This window comes from Seleniivibrio sp., assembly GCF_021209385.1.
In the GTDB taxonomy this organism is placed as follows: Bacteria; Chrysiogenota; Deferribacteres; order Deferribacterales; family Geovibrionaceae; genus Seleniivibrio.
Window position 1 is genome coordinate 64,656 of the sequence record NZ_JAJOIL010000009.1, and the last position, 22,784, is coordinate 87,439.

The 22,784-nt window shown below is 45.9% G+C and carries 28 protein-coding genes and 1 tRNA gene; 18 read left to right on the plus strand and 11 right to left on the minus strand.

Features of this window, described 5'->3' with window-relative positions; translation table 11 throughout:
- The first annotated feature begins 15 nt into the window (after window positions 1-15).
- Both LRY47_RS02860 and LRY47_RS02865 read left to right on the plus strand, forming a co-directional pair.
- Window positions 16-438: a MarR family winged helix-turn-helix transcriptional regulator gene (locus LRY47_RS02860; protein WP_295222402.1), complete on the plus strand. Its 423-nt coding sequence runs from the start codon at window positions 16-18 to the stop codon at window positions 436-438.
- 42 nt (window positions 439-480) lie between these two features.
- Window positions 481-1,338 (plus strand): hypothetical protein, encoded by an 858-nt coding sequence (locus LRY47_RS02865; RefSeq protein ID WP_295222403.1) that lies wholly within the window; start codon window positions 481-483, stop codon window positions 1,336-1,338.
- Here the strand turns inward: LRY47_RS02865 and LRY47_RS02870 are convergent.
- Window positions 1,322-1,840 (minus strand): nitroreductase family protein, encoded by a 519-nt coding sequence (locus LRY47_RS02870; RefSeq protein ID WP_295222404.1) that lies wholly within the window; start codon window positions 1,838-1,840, stop codon window positions 1,322-1,324. The genes LRY47_RS02865 and LRY47_RS02870 overlap by 17 nt on opposite strands.
- 168 nt (window positions 1,841-2,008) lie before the next feature.
- On the opposite strand from LRY47_RS02870, the gene argS reads away from it, so the two are divergent.
- Entirely contained in the window at window positions 2,009-3,766 is a 1,758-nt protein-coding gene (argS, locus tag LRY47_RS02875; protein ID WP_295222406.1) for an arginine--tRNA ligase, read from the plus strand.
- A 45-nt stretch (window positions 3,767-3,811) separates the two neighbouring features.
- On the opposite strand, the gene LRY47_RS02880 is transcribed toward argS, so the two are convergent.
- Both LRY47_RS02880 and LRY47_RS02885 read right to left on the minus strand, forming a co-directional pair.
- A tRNA-Val gene (locus LRY47_RS02880) sits at window positions 3,812-3,883 on the minus strand.
- 49 nt (window positions 3,884-3,932) lie between these two features.
- A complete protein-coding gene (locus LRY47_RS02885; RefSeq protein WP_295222408.1) occupies window positions 3,933-4,604 on the minus strand; it encodes a DUF2231 domain-containing protein in 672 nt (223 codons plus the stop codon).
- Window positions 4,605-4,826: 222 nt separating this feature from the next.
- On the opposite strand from LRY47_RS02885, the gene LRY47_RS02890 reads away from it, so the two are divergent.
- Complete coding sequence (locus LRY47_RS02890) at window positions 4,827-5,048, plus strand: SPOR domain-containing protein (RefSeq protein ID WP_295222410.1); 222 nt, start codon at window positions 4,827-4,829, stop codon at window positions 5,046-5,048.
- 97 nt (window positions 5,049-5,145) lie between these two features.
- Window positions 5,146-5,487: a C40 family peptidase gene (locus LRY47_RS02895; protein ID WP_295222412.1), complete on the plus strand. Its 342-nt coding sequence runs from the start codon at window positions 5,146-5,148 to the stop codon at window positions 5,485-5,487.
- On the opposite strand, the gene LRY47_RS02900 is transcribed toward LRY47_RS02895, so the two are convergent.
- From LRY47_RS02900 to LRY47_RS02910, 3 genes are read right to left on the minus strand one after another with little or no spacing between them, the layout of a single operon-like run.
- Window positions 5,484-6,425 carry an AEC family transporter gene (locus tag LRY47_RS02900; RefSeq protein WP_295222414.1) on the minus strand — a complete coding sequence of 314 codons (942 nt, stop codon included), beginning with the start codon at window positions 6,423-6,425 and terminating at the stop codon, window positions 5,484-5,486. The genes LRY47_RS02895 and LRY47_RS02900 overlap by 4 nt on opposite strands.
- 54 nt (window positions 6,426-6,479) lie before the next feature.
- A complete protein-coding gene (locus LRY47_RS02905; RefSeq protein ID WP_366043152.1) occupies window positions 6,480-6,851 on the minus strand; it encodes a RidA family protein in 372 nt (123 codons plus the stop codon).
- A gap of 2 nt (window positions 6,852-6,853) precedes the next feature.
- Window positions 6,854-7,528 carry a hypothetical protein gene (locus LRY47_RS02910; RefSeq protein ID WP_295222417.1) on the minus strand — a complete coding sequence of 225 codons (675 nt, stop codon included), beginning with the start codon at window positions 7,526-7,528 and terminating at the stop codon, window positions 6,854-6,856.
- A gap of 121 nt (window positions 7,529-7,649) precedes the next feature.
- On the opposite strand from LRY47_RS02910, the gene LRY47_RS02915 reads away from it, so the two are divergent.
- From LRY47_RS02915 to LRY47_RS02955, 9 genes are all read left to right on the plus strand, one after another.
- Window positions 7,650-8,624: a polyprenyl synthetase family protein gene (locus LRY47_RS02915; protein ID WP_295222419.1), complete on the plus strand. Its 975-nt coding sequence runs from the start codon at window positions 7,650-7,652 to the stop codon at window positions 8,622-8,624.
- 2 nt (window positions 8,625-8,626) lie between these two features.
- The gene (gene amrS, locus LRY47_RS02920; protein WP_295222420.1) at window positions 8,627-9,604 is read left to right on the plus strand and encodes an AmmeMemoRadiSam system radical SAM enzyme; all 978 of its coding nucleotides are present in this window, start codon (window positions 8,627-8,629) and stop codon (window positions 9,602-9,604) included.
- A complete protein-coding gene (locus LRY47_RS02925; protein WP_295222421.1) occupies window positions 9,565-10,473 on the plus strand; it encodes an FAD:protein FMN transferase in 909 nt (302 codons plus the stop codon). Before amrS ends, LRY47_RS02925 begins: the two co-directional genes overlap by 40 nt.
- Window positions 10,460-10,804: a NusG domain II-containing protein gene (locus LRY47_RS02930; RefSeq protein ID WP_295222422.1), complete on the plus strand. Its 345-nt coding sequence runs from the start codon at window positions 10,460-10,462 to the stop codon at window positions 10,802-10,804. The genes LRY47_RS02925 and LRY47_RS02930 overlap by 14 nt, the downstream gene beginning before the upstream one ends.
- The gene (locus LRY47_RS02935; protein ID WP_295222424.1) at window positions 10,785-11,321 is read left to right on the plus strand and encodes a Gx transporter family protein; all 537 of its coding nucleotides are present in this window, start codon (window positions 10,785-10,787) and stop codon (window positions 11,319-11,321) included. The genes LRY47_RS02930 and LRY47_RS02935 overlap by 20 nt, the downstream gene beginning before the upstream one ends.
- Complete coding sequence (locus tag LRY47_RS02940) at window positions 11,306-11,899, plus strand: Maf family protein (RefSeq protein ID WP_295222426.1); 594 nt, start codon at window positions 11,306-11,308, stop codon at window positions 11,897-11,899. Before LRY47_RS02935 ends, LRY47_RS02940 begins: the two co-directional genes overlap by 16 nt.
- Complete coding sequence (locus LRY47_RS02945) at window positions 11,889-13,424, plus strand: long-chain-fatty-acid--CoA ligase (RefSeq protein ID WP_295222428.1); 1,536 nt, start codon at window positions 11,889-11,891, stop codon at window positions 13,422-13,424. Before LRY47_RS02940 ends, LRY47_RS02945 begins: the two co-directional genes overlap by 11 nt.
- A complete protein-coding gene (priA, locus tag LRY47_RS02950) occupies window positions 13,421-15,367 on the plus strand; it encodes a primosomal protein N' (protein ID WP_295222430.1) in 1,947 nt (648 codons plus the stop codon). Before LRY47_RS02945 ends, priA begins: the two co-directional genes overlap by 4 nt.
- A gap of 155 nt (window positions 15,368-15,522) precedes the next feature.
- The gene (locus LRY47_RS02955; protein ID WP_295222432.1) at window positions 15,523-15,888 is read left to right on the plus strand and encodes a PAS domain S-box protein; all 366 of its coding nucleotides are present in this window, start codon (window positions 15,523-15,525) and stop codon (window positions 15,886-15,888) included.
- Here the strand turns inward: LRY47_RS02955 and LRY47_RS02960 are convergent.
- The 4 genes from LRY47_RS02960 to LRY47_RS02975 are packed head-to-tail and all read right to left on the minus strand — an operon-like array spanning window position 15,872 to window position 18,550.
- Window positions 15,872-16,339, minus strand: coding sequence for a nucleoside deaminase (locus LRY47_RS02960; RefSeq protein WP_295222433.1), 468 nt, complete (start codon window positions 16,337-16,339; stop codon window positions 15,872-15,874). The genes LRY47_RS02955 and LRY47_RS02960 overlap by 17 nt on opposite strands.
- Entirely contained in the window at window positions 16,336-17,022 is a 687-nt protein-coding gene (locus LRY47_RS02965) for an RsmE family RNA methyltransferase (RefSeq protein ID WP_295222435.1), read from the minus strand. The genes LRY47_RS02960 and LRY47_RS02965 overlap by 4 nt, the downstream gene beginning before the upstream one ends.
- Window positions 17,019-17,789 carry a metallophosphoesterase family protein gene (locus LRY47_RS02970; protein WP_295222437.1) on the minus strand — a complete coding sequence of 257 codons (771 nt, stop codon included), beginning with the start codon at window positions 17,787-17,789 and terminating at the stop codon, window positions 17,019-17,021. Before LRY47_RS02970 ends, LRY47_RS02965 begins: the two co-directional genes overlap by 4 nt.
- Complete coding sequence (locus LRY47_RS02975) at window positions 17,771-18,550, minus strand: 50S ribosomal protein L11 methyltransferase (protein WP_295222439.1); 780 nt, start codon at window positions 18,548-18,550, stop codon at window positions 17,771-17,773. Before LRY47_RS02975 ends, LRY47_RS02970 begins: the two co-directional genes overlap by 19 nt.
- 55 nt (window positions 18,551-18,605) lie before the next feature.
- On the opposite strand from LRY47_RS02975, the gene LRY47_RS02980 reads away from it, so the two are divergent.
- From LRY47_RS02980 to LRY47_RS02995, 4 genes are all read left to right on the plus strand, one after another.
- Window positions 18,606-19,349 (plus strand): RNA pseudouridine synthase, encoded by a 744-nt coding sequence (locus LRY47_RS02980; protein WP_295222441.1) that lies wholly within the window; start codon window positions 18,606-18,608, stop codon window positions 19,347-19,349.
- Window positions 19,350-19,394: 45 nt separating this feature from the next.
- Complete coding sequence (locus LRY47_RS02985) at window positions 19,395-20,339, plus strand: TAXI family TRAP transporter solute-binding subunit (RefSeq protein ID WP_295222442.1); 945 nt, start codon at window positions 19,395-19,397, stop codon at window positions 20,337-20,339.
- A 52-nt stretch (window positions 20,340-20,391) separates the two neighbouring features.
- Window positions 20,392-20,802, plus strand: a complete 411-nt coding sequence (locus LRY47_RS02990; protein WP_295222444.1) for a Fur family transcriptional regulator — start codon at window positions 20,392-20,394, stop codon at window positions 20,800-20,802.
- A 107-nt stretch (window positions 20,803-20,909) separates the two neighbouring features.
- Window positions 20,910-21,362 (plus strand): MarR family transcriptional regulator, encoded by a 453-nt coding sequence (locus tag LRY47_RS02995; protein ID WP_295222446.1) that lies wholly within the window; start codon window positions 20,910-20,912, stop codon window positions 21,360-21,362.
- Between the two features lie 38 nt (window positions 21,363-21,400).
- On the opposite strand, the gene LRY47_RS03000 is transcribed toward LRY47_RS02995, so the two are convergent.
- A complete protein-coding gene (locus LRY47_RS03000) occupies window positions 21,401-22,702 on the minus strand; it encodes a metallophosphoesterase (protein ID WP_295222448.1) in 1,302 nt (433 codons plus the stop codon).
- Window positions 22,703-22,784 lie beyond the last annotated feature (82 nt).

Genomic DNA, 22,784 nt, shown 5'->3' on the forward strand with positions numbered 1-22,784 from the left:
TGTATATACACTATTATGAAAAAAGAAAGCTCAGCATGCAACTGCATAAACATCCGCAGAGCGGCACAGGCAGTAACAGAAATATACGACGGATATCTTGCGGAGAGCGGGCTTAAGATAGGTCAGTTCTCGATGCTTAAGCATATTAATTCCATGTCACCTGTGAACGTAAGCAGGCTGGCGGAAAAGATGCGTCTGGACAGAACCACCCTTGTGCGCGGGCTGAAAGCACTGGAGAATGAAGGATACATCAGCGACGCTTCCGAAAAAGGGACAAGAAGCAGACGCCTGATGCTTACACCCGAAGGCGAAAAAGCTCTGGAAAAGGCAGTTCCGCTCTGGGAACAGGCACAAAGATATTTGGAAGATAATCTTGGAACCGACACTCTGAAAGACTTCACTGCCCTGCTTTCTAAAATTGAATCGCTGACAAATTAATTTTTTGCAATAAACGTGTATACACACGATATCGAGGGTCACATGAGAGAAAAACTTATTCAGCATATCAAAGATTACATTCATAACCACCCGGAAAACGTTCATCCGTCAACAGGGAAAAGATATTACGATGAGCCTGACATATTCATAGCAGACGCATCAGACCCCATATACAACACTTTTAAGGATATTGTTTCGCCTGAACATATGACACCGAAGGGGGTGTTTGAGCTTGCATACGGTGCTAATACCTTTAAAGGCGGTTCTGTTATTGTCACTGTTTCCCCGATAGAAGAAGACATACGCACAAGTAACAGAATATACAAAGATATGGCTTCAAAGGAATGGGCTTTGAGCAGAGGTCACGGCGATGAGATATTTTACAAGAACAGACTCAGCGAGATAGTGAGGCATCTCCATGGTATGGGCTACGGAGCCATTGCGCCATGGCTTTCAGATAAATTCAAAGTTATAAGGACTAATACGCTGACATCCAACTGGTCTGAACGCCACATGGCGTATGCCGCAGGAGCGGGGACTTTCGGGTTGAGCGACGGATTTATTACGGAAAAGGGAACCTGCATACGGATAATATCAATCGTTACAGATATGGTTCTGGAACCCAGCTTCCGAAAGGAACAGAGCCACACGGCAAACTGTCTGTTCATGGCAAAAGGTCTTTGCGGCGTCTGCATAAAAAGATGTCCCGTGGGCGCAATTGATAAAACCGGACACAACAAGATGAAATGCGCCGCTTTTGTTTACGGCGAAGCATCTAAAAAGTTTGCGGCAGAGGTCGGCGGGATAGAAAAAGCGGGGAGCGGATGCGGACTTTGCCAGACGAAAGTTCCGTGTGAATTCCGCAACCCCGTGAATAAGCAGCTTAGAATGAATTCCTGAATACGGTCTTGTCCGCTTCCAGTCTTGAAAAATGGTTCTGACTTGGCTTGCTGTCCTCCGCCGGATAGCCGACGGGAAGAAACGCGACAGGCTCGATACCTTCGGGGAGAGAAAATTTCTGTTTCACCACCTGCGGGTCAAAGAAAGCAACCCACGTTGCACCAAGCCCTATATCCTCTGCGGCAAGCATGATGTGCGTTGTGACAATACTCGCATCAACTTCACCCATGTCTTTTCCGTCAAACTTGCGCTTCCAGCTTACCGACGTGTCATAGCAAACGAGAAAAACAAGTGGTGCATCAAAATGATAAGGTGTGCTGTCTCTGACCTTTTCAAGCATCTCCGCGGAATCTATGACAAGTATCCTCTGCGGCTGAAAATTCGCTGCGGTGGGCGCCGCCCTGCCAGCTTCTGCCAGAAGAGCTATTTTTTCCTCTTCGACTTTTTTCTCCTGAAATTTCCTGACGGAATAACGTTTTTTACTCAGTTCAATAAAGTCCATAATTATCCTCCTGATCTTTTTTCAAAATAAGATAAACATTTAAAAGTTAAAGAATGGAATTTTTTGTAAGGTACTTACAGAACAGGAAGGCTGTTTTACGAATTACCTTGAATTAGATGGCTTAATAGCCTATAGTTTGTCTCTCAAAAATCAATTTAAGGTTTAAAAATGCTCCGTAAAAAAATCAATCACATCATTGGCGCTGCTTTCTCAGAATGCGGCTATGAAGGAAACTTTTCAGAAGTCATCAACTGTAAACTGCCCGAACTCGGCGATTTTTCATCCGTAGGCGCTCTGCCTGCGGCAAAGTTATTCAAAAAACCGCCCAGAGACATCGCGCAGGAAATAGTAAATAAACTCTCCGGAAACCCTCTGTTTGAAAACATCAGAATAGACGGTCCCGGATACATAAATATGAAGGTCACTGGCACATTTCTTACAGACAGCCTGAAAGAGATGCTGAACTCCGAAAACCTCGCATGCACCGACATCAATAAAGAGATGATTATAGTTGACTACGGCGGCGCGAACGTTGCGAAACCGCTCCACGTCGGTCACCTGCGCTCTGCAATCATAGGCGAATGTATCAAACGTGTTGCAAAATTCCGCGGACACGACGTTGTCGGCGACGTACACCTTGGCGACTGGGGACTGCAAATGGGCATGATAATCCATGAGCTTGAACTCAGGCACCCCGAATGGGCATATTTCGACGAAAGCGCGGATACATTCCCCATGGAAGCACCCGTGACAATTGAAGATCTGGAAACAATATATCCAACCGCCAGCAAAAAATCCAAAGAGGACGAGGAATACCTGAACGCATGCCGCAAGGCCACAACAGAGCTTCACAGCGGACGCAAAGGTTACAGAGCACTCTGGAGGCAGGTCGTAGACGTGTCCATTGCAGACCTCAAGTCTGATTATTCCCGCCTGCTGGTCAATTTCGACCTCTGGCTTGGAGAAAGCGACGCTCACCAGTACCTCGATATGCTCATCGACAGGTTCATCAAAGAGGGCTATGCGAAAGAGAGCGACGGCGCACTTATCATAGAGGTTGCGGAAGAAACCGACAACCATAACATCCCGCCAGTAATACTTAGAAAGAGTGACGGCGCGGCACTTTATCACGCAACGGACATAGCCACCATTTACGAGCGTGTTAAAGATTATGACCCAGATACGATCCTTTATGTTGTGGACAAAAGACAGTCCCTCCACTTTGAACAGATATTCCGCTGTGTCAGAAAAACACAGCTGGTGCGTGACGAAGTCGTGCTTAAACATGTTCCTTTCGGCACGATGAACGGCACCGACGGCAAACCCTTCAAAACACGCGAAGGCGGCACACTGAAACTGAAAGAGCTGATAACAACAGTTACGGAGAAAGCACTTTCAAAGCTTGTTGACGGAGGATACGGTGCATCTCTCAGCGATGATGAGAAAAAATATGTAGCAGAGTGCGTAGGTATCGCAGCGCTGAAATTCGGCGACCTGAGCAACACATGCGCCAGAGACTATATATTCGAGCTGGACAGATTCCTTGAGTTTGAAGGAAAGACAGGTCCTTACCTGCTCTATTCGGCAGTACGTGCAAAATCAATACTTGCAAAAGCAGAAGCCGGCGACATAGATGCAACCGATATCAAAGAACCCGTTTCTCAGGAAGAATTCAACCTGATGCTCGCGCTTCAGGCGTTTCCGGAAGCATGCGAAACGTCGTTCCGCAACAGAGAACCAATGGTGCTCTGCGAGTACGGCTACAACATAGCGGCGACTTTCTCGTCAATGTACGCAAAAACGAACATCATAAGGGAAACAGACCCCGAAAGGAAAAAAGCTATGCTGGCGCTTGTCAGAGCATACCTGCAAGTGATAGAGGCTGTGCTCGACCTGCTCGGCATAAAGGCTCCCGAAAGAATGTAGATAACAAAAAAGGGCTTAGAATTTCTTCTAAGCCCTCTCTTTTTATAGGCACGGCAGGGATTGAACCAGCGACCCTCGCCACGTCAAGGCGATGCTCTCCCACTGAGCTACGTGCCTGTCGGAAGTGAGATAATACATACTCACAAAAACTTTTTCAACAACTTTTTTAACCCCAGCTAAGTTTTCCGCCGTTGAATCCTATAACCGCCAGAACGGGTACGTTCAGAAACAGCATAATATTATAAAACATCCCCTCGTCTCCATTGTTAAGCCCCACGAAAAACTCCGTGATGCACATCAGAAGCAGCAGAAAAGAGAACGATATTTTCATCATGAATATTTTATTTTTGGTCAGGTTATAGTTGACCCACCAGCTTACGAACCCGGAAACCATAGTCGGCACGAGAAAAACCGCCGCTGTCGCTATGGCATAAAAACCTGCGGTGGAAAACGACGGATAACCTGTGAAATAATATATGATCTGCATTATAACCGCAAAGTTGATAAGCCCCATAGGAAAATGTATCAGCATAGGGTGCGGATGGAATATGCGGTAAAGCGCCCTTACGGTATCCTTGAAAGTAACTTCCTGAGGATGTTCCTTGGTCTCCTTTATGGTCTCTATTGCGCCCACATGCGCAAAACGTTCCAGAACTTCCGCCCCATGCGGAGCGGTCTTCAGCGCTTCTGAAAGATCCATCCCTGCGAAGTGCTTTCCGGCGTGTTTGCCGTTCTTCCAGAGCTTGCTGTCTGTCACATCATATATTTTTCCTTCATTAGACACATAGCTCTTCCGACCTTCTTTTCCATCAAAATTCTGAAGTTCCTCTTTTTTCACTTTCATCTCCGGAAAAATTTGGTTAATATCTGAATCTAGTATACATGATAAACACTTTCAAGTCTTTACTGGTTGGTGTTTTTTATTGCTAAATTGACAAAAAACGGTAACTACATGATAAAAATAAGAATAACCTTTGTATTAACTATATTTCTAATGTACGCTTGCTCAATAGCTGCTCCCAGTTTCACAGATACGCCAGAAACCATAAACTTAAATCAGATGAACAGAAGACTCAAGGCTATGCAATATACCATTCAGGCGGGTGCATTCGGCGACGTTAATAACGCGAAGCGGCTTGAAGCCAAGCTTGACGCAAACGGTCTGGATTCGTACCACTTCCTTGACAAAGACGGACTTTATAAAGTGCGTTTCGGTAACTTCGCAGGACGTACGGAAGCGGTAGCCACAGCAAAAAAGACTCCAGAGAAACGGCTACATTGACGTTTTCTACGTTGTTGCCCCCGATGAATACGAGGCGGCAAAACCTGAATATCTCGGCGACGTATCCGGTCTTCGCAAGGCAATAGTTGAAACAGCAATGCGCTACATAGGCGTACCTTACGAATGGGGCGGAGTATCCGACGCGGGATTCGACTGCAGCGGTCTCACAATGGCTGTTTACAGACTGAACGGACTTGACCTGCCCAGAGTTTCACACCAGCAGTTTGAAGAGGGAACCTACGTCAGCAAAGACGAACTCCAGCCCGGTGACCTTGTTTTCTTTGACACAAGACGTCTCGGCAGAGTATCACACGTCGGCATATATATCGGCGACGGTAAATTCGTACACGCACCCAGCAGCGGAAAACATGTGCGTGTTGAGCGTCTCGACCTAGACTATTTCGTAAGATCATACAGAGGCGGCAGAAGCTACTTCTAAGCAAGAATTTTCATAAAGAAAGCTATCCAGAGCGGAATTGTAAAAAGACTAACCAGAGTCGTCGTGAATATAGTCTGGGCGGCAGTTTCAACATCGCCGCCGAAATATTTGACGATTACTATGCTAAGCATCCCCGCAGGCATAGACGCCTGAACGGCGGTTATCATCTTAAGCTCGTGAGAGACGGGAAGAATCATCACAGTAAAAACCATAAAGGCAGGAATGACAAACATCCGCAGAATCACAGCGCCCATAGAAACCTTCCATCCGCCCTTTTTCACCAGAGCAGAAGCTGTTTCGGCAAGTGTGGCACCGCTCACGAATATACCTATGGGTATAGCCGCGACAACAATCGGGTGTATTGCTGTCTTAAACCATTGCGGCATTACGGATGCACCGAAGATAAAATTCACTGCTAACGACGCAAAGATAGCTATCAGAGGCGGATTTTTCAGAAGTGCCTTCATGTTCTTAATGGAAAAACCTGTGAGCATCCCTATACCCACAGACCAGTAAGCGGTATCAATTCCTATGTTATGCACCAGAAGAAGTCCCACGGCACTCTTTCCAAGCAGAAACTCCGTGAGCGGAATTGAGATGAAACCGTAATTATAAATTCCAACCGTAAATGCAAAAGAAGCCTTGGAATCTCTACCCTCCACACCGAAATATTTAGCGGTGAGAAGCGACAGGATATATCCGGCAACTATACCGTAAAAAGCAACCAGCGGCGCAGAGATAACGTTTCCGATATCATTCAGAACCTCATTGCCCACAACGTAGTTAACTATCAGTACCGGAACCAGAAAGTTAATATAGACTTTGAGAATTATCTTTTCAGGCTTACCCCTTGTCAGCCCTATGCGGTTTGCCGCACCGCCGAGAAACGCAAACGCCATATACGGCAGAAGCACCGCAAAAATACCGGAATAAGTCATTGTATGTCCCTGTGATAAAAAAAGCTCTCCGTTTGGAGAGCCTTATCAGAATTTTTATTTAACGCAGATGCACTCTATCTCTATCAGAACGTCTTTGGGAAGCCGTGCAACCTCAACAACAGCTCTTGCCGGTCTGTGGTCGCCCATAAAATCCGAATATATCTCGTTGATAATGCCGAAATCATCCATGTTCTTTATAAATATAGTGACTTTAGCAATGCTCTTTTTCCCGAAGCCTGCATCCTCAACAACCGAAAGAAGGCTTTCAACGGATCTTTTCGATTGTTCTTTGATACCGCCTTCGACAACTTTCATCGTTTCCGGATCAAGCGGAATCTGCCCTGAAACGAAAAGCATATTTCCTGTGATTATCGCCTGACTGTAAGGTCCGATGGCGGACGGCGCTCTGTCTGTCTGAAAAGGCATATTCATATTCTAAGCCCCCTTATAACTGTCCATGACATATAATATTTCTGTTCTTCCCTCAAAGGTTCAAAAAACATCTCATGTTCGGTTTCGTTTTTAAAAAGATATCGGTTAAATGTTTCGTTGCCGAAAAGCGACTGAATCTCACTGACAGATGCGTCGGTTATAAGCTCCTCAGTTTTTATGTTCATGAAAAGATTATGCACCGAATTGCTCACAGTCATTGCCCATCTTGTAAGCTTATCCTTTACTGGCATCTGAGCGGCATCGGAAAGCATTGCCAGAACGTCCCTGCCCTGTGAGTCATAAATCTTCGGGTATACAGAAAGCACAAGCCTGCCGCCGACGTTCAGCGAGCCATGGAGCGCGTATACAACATCGTGTATCGGCTGAAACATGAACGTCCCGCCGAGTGAAATATGCGTATCTGCTCTCATGCGGCGCATTGTCTGGGCAACGGACATATCGACCTTAAGAGGCACTATTTCTTCCGGTACACCGGACATATCATATGTCAAAGCATACACGGTATCATATATGTTCTTATCATGGAGATATTTTGCGGTAATGAAATTATTAAATGACGATTCGCATACCTTGCCGCCGGACTTCAGAGACAGCCCGTCGAGGAGTTTATAGTAAATTATCTGTAAATCTTCAGTCTGTCTTCTGTTCAAGTCATTACCTTTTTATTTACATGCTTCTGATTATCGTATATTGTTATAAGTGTTTGCGTGTGGCTAACAATATACTCTCATTTTTTAAATCGACAACTCAAATTTTACGGGGATTCTTCGGATGAATATTAACGACGTACTGGCACTTGTGGCTAATGAAAGGGACGCTGTTGAAAAAGAACTGATCGCCAATCTTGACTCTGATGTCAAGATGGTGAACGAAGTTGCGGCGTATGTTTTCGAGAGCGGAGGCAAAAGACTCCGTCCGGTGTTTCTCATCCTCTCCGCCATGATGTGCGGATATAAAGGACAGCGCACGGCAACTCTGTCGGGTGTCGTTGAGTACATCCACACGGCAACCCTTCTGCATGACGACGTTATCGACGGTGCGAAATACCGCCGGGGAAAAGAGAGTGCAAACCGCATATTCGGAAACGATATAGCGGTTCTCTGCGGTGACTTTCTTTACTCACGCGCATTCATGACTCTGGTTAAAGACGGCGACAGCCGCATCCAGATGCTTCTTGCCGTTGCAGCCAGAACAATGAGCGAAGGCGAGGTTTTCCAGCTTGTAAAAACAGCCGACGTCAAAATTAGATTTGAAGACTATCTCAAAATAATAAACTCCAAAACAGCCGTACTCTTCTCAGCATGCTGCGAAACGGGAGCAATCCTCGGAGCGCAGGACGAAGAGCATCAGGCTGCCATGAAAGACTACGGAACAAAACTCGGTATAGCTTTCCAAATGGCGGACGACATACTCGACTATCTGGGTGACCCTGAAAAAACAGGTAAAAAACCAGGCACCGACCTTAACGAAGGCAAGATCACCCTACCCGTTCTCAAACTTCTGGAAGCTGCCACAGAAGCAGAACAGAAACGTATCCGCGAAATAATAGTGGATGAAAAGGCAACAGACGAAAACCTGAATTATATGCTCGGACTTATGAAGCAATACGACGTTAAAAAGCGCTCTGAGGTTGTTGTTGACGAATACATAGAGGCCGCAAAAGCAAATCTGGAAATCTTTCCCGCATCGCCCTACCGCGACGCACTGTATTTCCTTGCGAACTATATGGTTGCCAGAGAGAAATAGCCATGGACGCAAAATTTTGGCGTGCTGAAAAAAATCAGTGTGTCAGATGCGTCCTTTGTCCCCATTCCTGTCTGATAGAGCCTGAAGGACACGGCAAATGTCTCATAAGAAAGAACATCGGCGGAGTACTTATCGCCTCTGCATACGGAAAAATCTCCTCCGGCGCCGTTGACCCCATCGAGAAAAAACCTCTCTATCACTTTTATCCGGGTTCAAATATTCTTTCCGTCGGTTTCAACGGATGCAACATGTCTTGTCTGTTCTGTCAGAACTGGCAGATAAGCACGCAGGAAACAGCAGTGCAGGACACATCACCGGCAGAACTTGTTCACTCAGCGCGCAAAGTTTTCAGCATCGGCATTGCATACACGTACAACGAACCGCTCACAAATTTTGAATTCGTTCTGGACTGCGCAAAAGAGTTCAGAGAATCCGGACTCAAAAACGTCATAGTCTCAAACGGCATGATAAACCCCGAACCGCTGAACGAGCTGATACCCTATATTGATGCCGCAAACATTGACCTTAAAGGATTCACAGAGGACTATTACAAAGAACACGGCGGGAACCTGAACACTGTGAAGCATACGATAGAGGCACTTTTTAAAGGCGGTGTGCATGTTGAGCTTACCAATCTTCTGATCCCTCAGAAAAACGGAAACGAAACAGATTTCGCGAATATGTGCAGGTTCATATCAGGATTGAGCAGGGATATTCCTTTGCATATATCAGGATATTTCCCGCAGCACAAATATGACTTTCCGCCTACACCAAACAATGCATTGACCGATTTTGCAAAAAAGGCTAAAAACTATCTTAACTACATATATATAGGCAACAGAGCCGGATGCGGATTCACCGATACGACATGTCCCGAATGTGGACAGCTTCTCATAAAACGCAGCGGCTTCAAAACCCAGTGCCTCACGGATGAAAATAAATGCCCAAACTGCTCGCAAGGATTTTATGCTGTTTTCTGATAGTCGCTCTTTACGGATGCAAAGAATCCTATAAGACCGAGCAATTCTATGCGATGGGTACGTTCGTTTCCATAACGGTTCCGGAAGATGACGCCGACGTTATTGTCGATGCACGAAGCAAGATAACAGCCCTTGAGGCGGCAGTTAAAGTTGATACCGAAAAATTCAACAAAAACCCCAGATATAAACCAAGACTAGCCATATCCGAACTCATCAGCAGAGGTAAAGCATACGAGCTTATCACCGACGGCAGATTCAGCATATATTCGGCAACTGTATCAAAGCTGTACGGGTTTCCGGAAGGAGCATACAGAGTACCGGAACAGGCGGAAATTGACACGGCACTTGACAACATCAGCCGCGGAACTAACGTAACTATGGATCTTGGGGCTTATGCGAAAGGATGGATAGTTGACGAGGCGATAAACGAAATAAAGGATGCCGGAGTTAAGACAGCTATGGTTAACGCAGGGGGCGACCTTTTCGCACTGGGCAAACGTCCCGACAGAGACTGGCGCGTTGCCATACAGGATCCGAAAAACAACAGAGACTATATTTCCATAATAAACCTTGAGAACATGGCAGTTGCCACCAGCGGTGACTATGAAAGATTTTTCAAAGCACAGGACGGCAGAACCATATTCCATATATTTGACGCTACCACAGGGCAAAACCCTGAATATTACCACAGCGTAAGCGTTATAGCCTCCACAACGGAGGAAGCGGATGGGCTTTCCACCGCCTTTTTCCTTATCAATCCGGCTGAGGTTCGGGCGAAATGCAAAAAACTCAACACCCCTGTGCTTCTTTACACAGTGAACGGCAACATTATGAAGCTCTGCGGATGGGAAAAATTTGAAAAAAAGTAAATTTGATATCCTCATAATCGCAGTTCTTACAGCCGCATCTCTCTTTTTCATGCTGGACGTGCAGTCGGGTGAAAAACGTCTTTATCTTATTGACAAAAATACGAAAGAAGAAATTAAACTGGAAGACAGGGATATTTCACTGGATAACGGACACGTTATCATACAGGTAACGTCAGAAGGTGCCAGATTTCTGGAATCCGACTGTCCGAACAGGATATGCATCAAACAGGGATGGGTGAAAAACTGCGGCGACACAGCCGTATGCGTACCGAAACACCTTGCGCTTGTTATGGAGTGCAAAGAGCAGGATTATGACGCCATCTCCCAATAACCACAGCAGACTTGCCATGACAGGGCTTTTCGCGGCGTTCACGGTTGCACTGGGCGTACTGGAATCTTTTATAGCCCTGCCTGTTCCGGGTGTGCGGATCGGACTTTCAAACGTCGGAATAATGCTCTGTCTCTATCTGATAGACTTTCCGGCGGCAATGTACGTCGCCGTTACAAAATCAATTCTGGTTCCGCTTCTCACAGGAAACCTGATAGTTAAGATGTCAATCGCCCTGCCCTCAACACTGGCGGCAACGGCTATAATGGGGTTTGCGGTTCTGCTCATGCGCAAATTCACCACTCCCCTTTCCATAGGCGCTCTGGGAGCAGTTGCGCACATATGCACCCAGTTCTTTGTGGTAAAAAATCTTTACATAAAGGCGGATGCGATCTATAACCTATTACCTTATTTTTGCTTTTTCTCCGTGCTGACAGGTGTTCTGACAGGATACATCACGCGGATAATAATAAACAACATTCGAGAGGATCAAAGGTGCATCTCATGTTTCAAAAAATAATTCTCGCCAGCGGTTCACCCAGAAGAAGAGAGCTTATGACAAGGCTCGGTATCAATTTTCAATACGTTACTTCCACAGCAAAAGAAGATATGAGCCCCGAAATACCGGTAAGTGAGCTCACGATAAAAAACGCGGCAATGAAGGGATACGACGTTGCAAACATATACGACGAAGCATTCATCATCGCGGCGGACACCATCGTTTCATGCGAAGGGCGCATCTTCGGCAAGCCAAAATGCGAAGACGACATATACGACGCACTGCGTTTTCTCCGCGGTAAAAAACATCAGGTGACCACAGGGGTCGCCATCATAAACAAACGCGCAGGGGTCTGCGAAAGATTTCACCGCACCACGGACGTTTATTTTAAAAATTACAGCGATTCCTTCATCAAATGGTACATCGCAACAGAAGAACCCATGGATAAAGCGGGTTCTTATGCTGTTCAGGGCAAGGGATGTCTCATGGTTGAAAAGGTTGACGGCTGTTATGACAATGTTGTGGGACTGCCCGTATCGGAGCTTTTTGAAAGGCTCATCAAGTTCGGTGTCAGACCCGGAGGACTTAATGCCTATTAATCTGGTTCATGAAACACTTGAAACAAATGCCGCAGAAAGGGGCGGCAAAAAGTATCTTACGTTCGGCAAAGACAAATTCAGCTACAGAGAGATAAACTCAAAGGCACAGAAATTCGCAAACCTGCTCCACACGCGAGGCTTCCGCAAGGGAGACCGCATTTGCCTTATGCTTGAGAACAGCCCCGAATTCTTTATCAGCTTTTTCGGCATCCTGAAAGCGGGATGCGTTTGTATTCCTATCAACACATTTTTCATCCGCGAAGAAGTGGCTTATATCATCAACGATTCAGAATCAAAACTCTTTATAACCTCCGCTGATTTTGCAGAGGTTGCGGACGGCATATCACAGAAATGTCCATCACTTAAAACGGTGATGACCTACGAAGACACAAAATTCATGTCTGAAAACATCTATAAGTTATTAAACAAGATGACCGACACAAAAATGACTATTCAGATCACTGAAAACGATCTTGCAGTTTTCGTATATTCATCAGGTACAACCGGACACCCCAAAGGTGCCATGCTTACGCATAAGAACATGGTAGCAAACGCATATGCCTGCCTTGAACGCTTTCATGTCACATACAACGACGTTTTTCTTCTGTTTCTGCCCTCTTTCCATTCATACGCACTTATGACATGTGTACTTCTCCCGACATACGTCGGTTCGTCAATAATTATACTCGGCAGTGTGAACGACCTTAAAAAGAAATCGTTCCGCAACATTCTGCTGTTCCAGCGCCCGACCTTCTTCCTCGGCGTTCCGCAGGTATACACTGCGCTCATCAGAGCAAAAATGCCAGCATGGTTCATAAAATTTTTCTATCCCATAAAGCTACACGTCAGCGGCGGCGCGCCTCTGCCCGAAGAAACACTGGTCAAATTCAGAGAAAAGTTCAAACACCCCATAATAGAAGGCTACGGACTTTCGGAAGCGTCACCCGTGGTGAGTGCAAACAGACTGGACTTTCAGAAACCCATGTCTGTTGGTCCTGCTTTGAAAGGTGTAGAGGTTAAAGTAGTAAACGAAAACGAAGTGGAGCTTCCTGTCGGCGAGGTAGGTGAACTTATAGTTAAAGGTCCCAACATCATGAAAGGATACTGGAACATGCCCGGTCTGACCGACATGACACTTCGTAACGGATGGCTTTTCACAGGCGACCTTGCAAAGCTGGACGAGGACGGATTCATCTATATAGTTGACCGCAAAAAAGACCTTATAATCGTAAAGGGAATCAACGTTTATCCCCGCGAAATAGAAGAACACCTGCATAAACACCCCAGTGTGGACGCAGCGGCAGTGATAGGACTTCCCGACCAGAAAAGCGGTGAGATACCCGTTGCATATATAAAACCCAAAGCAGGCATGAGCATCTCTGAAAAAGAGATAAAAGGATATCTCCGCCAGTATCTTGCGCACTTCAAAATACCCAAGCAGGTACAGGAATGTCAAGATATGCCCATGACCGCCACAGGTAAAGTTCTTAAAAGGGAGCTGAAAAGAAGAGTTCTCGGAGTATGAAATATTATGATGTTCTGCTCCCCGTTCCGGCGGGGGGCATATACACCTATACCTGTGAAGCCGAGCTTTCGGCGGGACAAAGGGTGAAAGTTCCGCTGGGAAAAAGAGAGCTTTACGGGATCGTCACAGGTGAGAACATCACTCCTCTTGATAACATAAACTACAGAGACATAACACTAATACCTGACGACACTCCGGTTTTCGGCGAATCATATCTTAAATTTCTGCGTCTTATGGCTGAATATTACTGCACGGAATTGGGTACCGTTCTGAACGGTGTACTGTCCGCCGCAGTGCTGGAATCTAACCGCACCGATCCTGAAATAAAGACCTTTACACGAAAAGATATCACTCTCAATCAGCACCAGATACCCGTTTATGAATCCATTCTGCCTGAACTCGGCAAAGGGTTTTCGGTTCATCTCGTACACGGGGTAACTGGCAGCGGCAAAACCGAAATATTCATAGAACTCGCCAAAGAGGTCATTTCGCAGGGAAAAAAGGTGATGTACCTTGTCCCTGAAATATCGCTCACTCCCCAGATGGAGGAACGGCTTTCAAAGCGCATCGGTTTCGATGTTATGTCCTATCACAGCAAAAAAACACCAAAGAAGCGGACGGACACCTTCTGGGCATTCGCTAAAGGCGGGCTTCAGATGGTGCTTGGCGCAAGAAGCGCTCTTTTTCTGCCATCCGACAATATAGGGCTTATCATCGTGGACGAGGAGCATGAGTCAAGCTATAAGCAGGAGGAGATGCCTCCCTATCAGCTACGGGATATGGCTGTTCTTTACGGTAAGATACTGGACATCCCCGTTATTCTCGCAAGCGCGACGCCATCCGTTGAAAGCTGGCAGAATGCCGTAAGCGGGAAATACCGCCTGCACAGCATCCCATGCAGACCCGACAGCGACATGCCCGAAATTGAAATTGTGGACATGAAAAAAGTTGAGCCCATTGCAGGAATAATCTCTGAAAGGCTCTATACGGAGCTTTACAAAACAATCGAGAAAGGCGAACAGGCAATCCTCCTAATCAACCGCAAGGGCTATTCCCATACTCTCTACTGTTACTCGTGCGGTGAAATGCTCACCTGTTCAAACTGTTCTGTTGCCCTCACCTATTACAAGTCCAAGGGACTTTGCAAATGCAATTACTGCTCACAGGAAGTGCGCAGACCCAAATGCCCGAAATGCGGAAGCGACGACATAAAAGAATATGGTGCAGGTACCGAGAAGGTAGCGGAAGCTCTTGAAGAACTCTTTGAAAAGAAGATTCTGCGTCTGGACACAGAGAATGCATCGACATATAAACAGCTTTCAAAAATGCTGAAAGACTTTGAAACGGGCGAGTATTCCATCATGGCTGGAACCCAGCTTGTGGCGAAAGGACTGGATTTCGGCAACGTAACCCTTGCTGGTGTCATAAACATTGACAACATGTTCGGTCTGCCGGATTTCAGAGCGAAGGAACGGGCATATCAGCTTCTGGTGCAGGTATCGGGACGCGCAGGGCGTGCCGCCAAAAAAGGCAAAGTCATAATACAGACATACGCACCGGAAACGGATGTTTTCACACACCTTAACTGCACCGACACGGGCTTTTACGAACAGGAACTTATACGTCGTAAACTATTCAACTACCCGCCGTTTGCAAAAATGTGCCGTGTCACCCTCTCCCACACAAAAGAGGAAACCGTGAAAGAAGCCGCAATGTATATCTACGGCGTCCTGAGAAGTGCTGCCAGAGATGCAGAAGTTTTCTATCCGGCACAGGCTCCGGTTTATAAAATCTCAAACCGCTACAGATACGGAATGGTAATTAAAACCAAAACCAACACTGAAATGTCCAGACTTATCAACATAGCCTCCAAAACCTTAAAGGAGAATATGAAGACAACCCTCCGTATAAAGTTTGACCGCGACCCTCAATTTTTTATGTAAAGTATTCTCTTAACAAACTTAATTTGCAATTTACATCAAATAACCGTATTTTAATCAGACTGCTTCGCCCCTTCTGGGTTCGCAGAGACGGGTAAGAATAAACGTCTTCGCGAGAAGCACAGCGACGACGCGATCTCATAATAATGGGGTGACATATGACTGATTTTCTCACACAGATGGCGGAAAAAGCTGACGACGGAATAATGTTTGCAGATGCCGATGGTTTGATTCGTTACTGGAACGAAGGCTGTGAAAAGATCTTCGGCTTTACGAGCGAAGAGGCGCTGGGCGGCAGTCTGGATATCATAATCCCCGAAAAACACAGAGAAAGACACTGGAAAGGATGGGCAAAGGTTCTTGAGACAGGGGAAACCGCATATCACGGCAAAATGCTGAAAGTCCCCGCCATAAAGAAGAATGGGGAAAAGCTATTAATTGAATTTTCCATCCAGATAGTAGAAGAAAACGGAGTGAACGCAGGATTCACAGCTATTATCAGGGACGTTACTTCCCGCTCCTGATGTTTTTGAAGAAAGCTTTCATCATGGCGGATATCTCGTCTGCGAAAAGTCCGCCTGCATAGTTGACCTTGTGGTTCAGCTTTTCTATGTCGAACGTATTTGTCAGCGACACCACACCGCCGAATTTCGGCTCTGTGGCTCCAAAGAATACATTCCTCACGCGGGCATGAATTATGGCTCCTGCGCACATGAGGCAGGGTTCAAGCGTGACGTAAAGGGAACACTCGTCAAGCCGCCAGTCACCTATTACCTTCGATGCATCTTCGATGGCGACTATCTCCGCATGTTTCAGTGCAGACTTGCCTGAGTTTTTGCGATTGTAACCGCGCCCTATGACCTCGCCGTTGCAAACCACCACAGCGCCTATGGGGACTTCGCCCTCCGCCTCGGCAAGCTTCGCCTGCTCAATCGCCATCAGCATGAATTTTTCATCATCGGCGGAGAAACTCATATATTATCCTGCATCATACGGATATAGCCTGTGAAAACAACCGATGCCGTCTCCGCCTTGAGTATCTGTTCTATTGGTTTCACAGCCTTAAATCCTTTTGCGGTGAGCATTGCGACCTCTTCGTCTGTGAAGCCGCCTTCAGGTCCCACAACAATGCACATATCCTTTGACACAGGCGGCATTCCTACGGTTTCCGCGCGCTCATAGAAGACAATGTTTTCAGTACCGTCAGGGGTTATATCAGCAATGTTTATACTGTCGCTTATAACAGGGAGCTGTTCGTTCTCCGACTGCAAAACAGCCTTAACAGCTATGTCCGTGAACCTGCCGCGTGTCTTGTCTTTCAGTTCGTTCAGACTGCGCGCGCTCACAACGGGAATTATCTGAGTGGCGCCCAGTTCACTGTATTTCTCAACGGCGAAATCCATGTATTCGCGTTTCAGAAGACATTGGTATACTTTGAGTTTATAGTCATGCCCCTTCGCTTCCCGCACAGTATCGGCGCGCACGGAAGCGGAGCGTTTGCCAAGCTCCGTTATGGTACATTCCGCAAAATGTTCCGGTGTCAGAACGCCGAGAGCGTCGCCCTCTTTCGCGCGGACAACGTTTTTCAGATAATGGAATATATCGCCCTCAAGGGTGAAGGTGCCTGTTATCCTTCCTTCAAAAAATATTCGTTTCAATCCATGCACCTCTCGCTGACAAACTCAAAATCTCCGGCATCGTCAATGATCATGGCACTGAGCGCATAACCGTAAACACAGCCGGTATCAAGATTAACAGAGACCAGCTCACCCGCCTTGGTTCTGTTTACATAAGGCGTTCTGGGATTGTGCTGAGGGTCAATTTTTTTCACAGGGGTATGACCGTGAACCATTGTATACCCGAAATGTTTCTGAGTGCTTCTGTCGGTATCCCGCGACCAGATGTAAAGATAGTCCTTACGGTTGCTGTATTCTGTAACCCTGCCGACCTTTCCGTTTGAGGGTCCCAATCCAGCATGGGAGAACATGAAGTTATTTCGCGGGTAGTCATAGCCGAAATACATCTCCGCACAGGTAAAAAAGTCTCGGTAGGGTTCAAGATAAGGCATAAAATCCACGTTCTTAATAGTTCCGAGAGTAAGCTTTGAATCCAGCACCTTTTTGCTGAAAGAGGATATTGTCAGCTTCCCGCCCGTTCCGAACCATGCGTTCGGCGCGTATATGGCTGAGAAGCCGGCATAGTCCAGCATCATATCCTCATGGTTTCCCATAAGCATACGGAAACGTCCCTGCCTTTGCAGCTCCATGAACATCAGCGTGACCTCAAGGCTGTGAAAACCTCTGTCAACTATATCACCGAGGGATATGTAATTCACATCGGAATAGCGCGCCTCTACACGGTCAATGAGCCTGTCCAGAGTGCGCACACAGCCGTGGATGTCGCCGATTACCGCTGTATACGGCATCTAAGCTGTACCCCGCACCATTCCGCCTCTGTCTCTGTGCGGACTATTTCGTAATCCTTTATATCAAGTTCTTTCATAAATTCTTCATATTCTTCCGAAAGAATTCCTGAATAAACTATGTATTCAGGTTTTATCTCAAGGACGCTGGGATGTATCATATTGAGAACGCTTGTGATTATGTTTGCAACCACGACGTCTGTCTTAACACCGAGACTCTCTATTCCGCCTGTCCATGCCTGAACGTTTGACGCTCTGTTCCGCTCAATGTTTTCAAGGGTGTTGCCGAGGGCTTCGGGGTCTATATCAAATGCATAGACAGCTTTTGCACCCTTTTTTGATGCGGCGATTGCGAGTATCCCGCTTCCGCATCCGGCGTCAGCAACGGTCTTTCCGCTGACAACGTCTTCAATCAGTCTTGCCGCACAGCGGGTCGTCGGGTGCGTACCCGTGCCGAAAGCCATTGCGGGGTTGATAATGATAGTCTCATTGTCAGGTTCTGCATCCAGATCGAACACATATTTCAGAGTGTCGGTCAGGTTGCCCGGCTTAATGAACTCTTTCCATTTGGTGTCCCATCCGGTTTCGTCCACTTCAACCTTCTGATACCATTCATCTTTAATAATATCTTCAAGCCCTTCGCCGTAATAGACCACAAAGCAGATGTCCTGACCTTTGAAGTCTTCCTCTATGGGATATATACCCATATCTTCCAGTGTTGTAACGGATTCTTCCGATAATTGTTTAAATCTGTATTCGTACATAGAAAACCTTATATCATATCTTGAAAAAAGATAAAGCATGTGAGATTAAATTTATATGAAAATATCAAAAAAGATATCGTTAAAATACGAAATTTCGGTCAGAAGTGCAAAAGACTACATACATGAGGGACTTGTCACCCTGAATAGTGTGGTTATCCGCAAAGATACCGATACGCCAGACGATGATTTTCAGCTTGATATGCCAAAAAAACCTGAAACAGACCCGAAACCCTATATTCTTAAAGACTGCGGCGACGTGGTTTTTTTCGATAAACCAGCTTTCATGCACTCCGAACGGCACAGGATAGGCGACAGAACAACCATGCAGGATATTGCTGAAAGCTACGACAGTTCGCTGACCCTCGTTTCCCGCCTCGACCACATGACAGACGGGGTTATATCAGCAGTCCGAAGCGGCGCTACGATAAAAACCCAAAGCAAGCTCTATCTTGCATACGTCTGCGGGGAGATGAGCGAAACCGTCATCATGGATAACATCATTGACGCGGATAAGCGTAAAAAAGTTAAAGTCACAGAAGAGCTTGGAGGCAACAGAACAGTTTTCACACCTGTTCAGTATTCAAATGGTTTAACTCTGGTTCAGGCGGAGATTGAAAAGGCTTCTCGGCACCAGCTAAGGGCATATCTTGCATATCTGAAACACCCTATTCTCGGCGATACCCTTTATGGCGGCGACGAACACACGCGCATAATGCTCCATTGCAAAAGCACATCCATCAACGGATTCAGCGCGGAATCCCGTCTGACACAGGATTTTATTCACAATATCAAAAAATAGCCAATTTAAATTGTCTTCACGAAAATTTGATGATAATCTAAACTTATGAAAAAGTTTTATTTATTATGCAGTTTTCTTTTGCTGTTGTTCTATTTTCAAACGGACGCCATTGCTGCGGATAAAGAATTTGTTTTCTGCGGCGGACCTTCCGGCGGTACCTTTATGTATTTTGCCAACGGAATTTCAAAGCTGGCTGAAAAATATGATATGAAAGTCACTGCTATCCCCACGAAAGGCTCTGTGGACAATATCCGCATGCTGCAAAACAATCAGGCGAATTTTGCCATTGCCTATGCGTCCGATGCAAATCTTGCCCGTCAGGGTCTTCTGAAGGGCGATAACACCACATATGATAAAGTATTAGGTGCCGGAGTGCTTTACAGTGGAAAAATACACATCATAATAAAGAGGGACTCAGGAATAAGAACCCTCTCCGATCTTAAGGGTAAAAGAATAGCAGTCGGCGAAGCAGGCACAGGTGCGGCATCAAGCGCTGAAAGAATACTTTCGCATATGGGAATATGGGAAAACATTTCAAGATACTACATAGGATATCGCAAAGCGGAAAGCGCATTTAAATCCGGTATGGTTGATACAGTCTGGGTGTTTGCGGGAATTCCCAACAGTTCCGTGTCTGAAATGCTGCTGGATAACAAAGCGACGCTCCTTGATCTGCGAAATGACATGGAAGACATTCTGTCAGTCAGCAGTAATTACAGATCGGTAAAAATACCAAAAGGAACATACAACGACTCACCCGCCGTTGACACTGTTGAAGCGGACGCCGTCCTTCTCACAAATCGTTTCACATCGGAAAAAGATGTCAGCAGAATGATGGAAATGATCTATAACCCTTCCTCAGTGCGCTATATGAGTACCCAGCATCCGGCAGCAATCGAGATACACCTTGACCCGAATATGAACAGAATGATGGTTCCCCCTCATCCAGGCGCTATACGGTTCTGGCGTGAAAAGCGGTTAACACACTGATTTTCTTAATGTCATAGTTGACAATTTTTGTCTCATTATATATTATTATGCTATGGAAAAAATGTATAATGTTGAAGACATACTCAGAAACAACGGTTTAAGGGCTACCGCGCAAAGACTTCTCATTTGCGGAGAGATACTTGACGCCGGACATATCGACATAGACACCCTTTACGCACGCCTTAAGAAAAAAATTGTATCATTGTCTCTTGCTACAGTTTACAAAAATATACATGCACTAATGGAGGCAGGAATTGTCTCTGAACTCGGTCTGGAAGGCAAAAAAACCATGTATGAGCTTAAGCTCAGACCACATATTCACCACATCTGCGAAACGTGCGGAAAGGTTGAAGATCTGTATATTGAAACTGACGAAATCGAAGATAAAATAGCCTCCCTGACAGGAAGAGAACTCGCCGGATGCAAGATAACCGTCTTCGGCAAATGCTCCGACTGCAGCTGATATCTTTTTTATCCGTTTTTATATCTTATTCTCACTATTTTTAAATACTGCCCATTGATTTCTAATTTGTTTTCGTCTATTATTCTGCATCATTTATGGTGGGTAATATGAGCAAGAATACCTGCATGCAAACTATCGTCCAGATTAGAAAGCTTTCACGCTTTCTGGACAAATATTCCAAGCACCTCGACAAACAGTATCATGTTACGCTTCCCCAGATGCTGTGCCTTTACGAGATCACCAGCAAAAGCTCTATGAACCTGACGGAGCTGACAAAATCTGTCAACCTTAACAACAGCGCCCTCACGGGTATAGTTGACAGACTTGAGAGCAAGGGGTTTGTTAAGCGCGTTAAAAAAGACGCAGACAGAAGAACCATTTATCTGGAAGCCACTGAAGAGGGTATTAGCTACACCGGTCAGCTCATGAAACAGATGGAAGAAGATTGCTTTTTTGACAAGAATAAGCTGACTCCCGCGGATCTCCAGAATATCCTGAACACACTGGATATAATAATCAATTCTCTGGATCCGGACATTAAAAAGATCGAGCTGGAATAGCGAAAAAAAGGTCATCCGAGGATGACCTTTTTTGTATTCTAAAGGTTTATTGTCAGATTATTATCTGTCGGCGCACTGTCCTGTGCAAAGTCATACAATGCTCCTCCAAGCTGAACGGTCGCCGCATCACTGCTCGCCAGCATAGCCTGAACAACCGTCTGGGAAGCCGTGCTTAAAGAAGCGAAGGTTTCGTCTCCTTTATAGTGGGCAACGTGTATCTCCGCACCTACAGATGCATACTCAGCAGGCAGTCCGTATGCCGGTCCAAGTGTTGCGTAAAGCTCAATCATCCCCTGTTCGGTAAATTCTTTTTTATATGTATCAAAATCGGTCTTTGAAGGTATGGAGTGTATCTCATTGCTGGTGATATTGAAAGTTTTTGCAGGTATGTCCAGATTTATTATCCTGTAAGGGCTGGGAGCCGTAACGCCCGAACCTGTTTCAACATCGTAAAGTACGCTGTTTGAGAAGGAATACTTAACAACATCCTGCGCATGGAAGTGACCTGTGAAAACAATGTTCATGCCTGCATTTGCCAGAGCCGCACCGACAGTTGTGTATTCATCAAGCACATATTCAGAAAAAAGCAGAGGTTCTGCCGCGAAATGCGCTATTATGCCATGGTGCATCATGCCTATCACAAGATAGTTGTTTGCTTTAGCGATAGCAAGCTTGTCCATAATCCAGCTGAGAGTTTCGGCAGATATCTCACCGGAAGTTTCCGGATAGGTTGCATTGTCGTCATATTTGCAGGAGTCAATGGCGAAAAGCCAAACATTGTCTGCGGGTTCAGCTATATAGCTGAGTGAATTGGAATCTTTGAAAATTGCCTTTGAAAAGCCGCTGTTTTTATGTATGCTTGCAAACTCTTCAGGAGTAACTGTAGCAACCTTAGTGGTTGTGCTTCCGCTGAACGAAACGGCATGGGGGTTATTTATGTCGTGGTTTCCGGGGACAACATAAGTGTCTATCCCTGCATCGTTGAGCTTTGCCAGAAGCGAAGCTATCTTTTCATGGCTGACCTTCTCACCGTCTTTTGTAAGGTCGCCGGAAACAAGAACGAAATCGAGATCGTCAACTTTCAGAAGCTCATCTACCATGGCTTCCATTATTTCAGTGCTTTCGGCGAGCATCTTTCTATCGTTTGAAAGATATTCCTCGAAAGCGGCGCCTGTGGTACCGAGAGATGTGTCGTAAACGTGCGGATCGGAAAGAACGGCGAATTTTGCCGTTGTCTGGGTATCTGAATCGTCCGAACATCCTGTCGTAACGCCAAGGGAAAGAGCCGTACCCACCACGGCTGTTGTGCGGAGAAAATTTCTTCTTGAAATAAAATACATAAAGAGACCTCCGAATAATATTCTTCAAAGGTCTCTATAATCTATTAACTACACAGGTCTATCATACTATTGTCCAATTTTG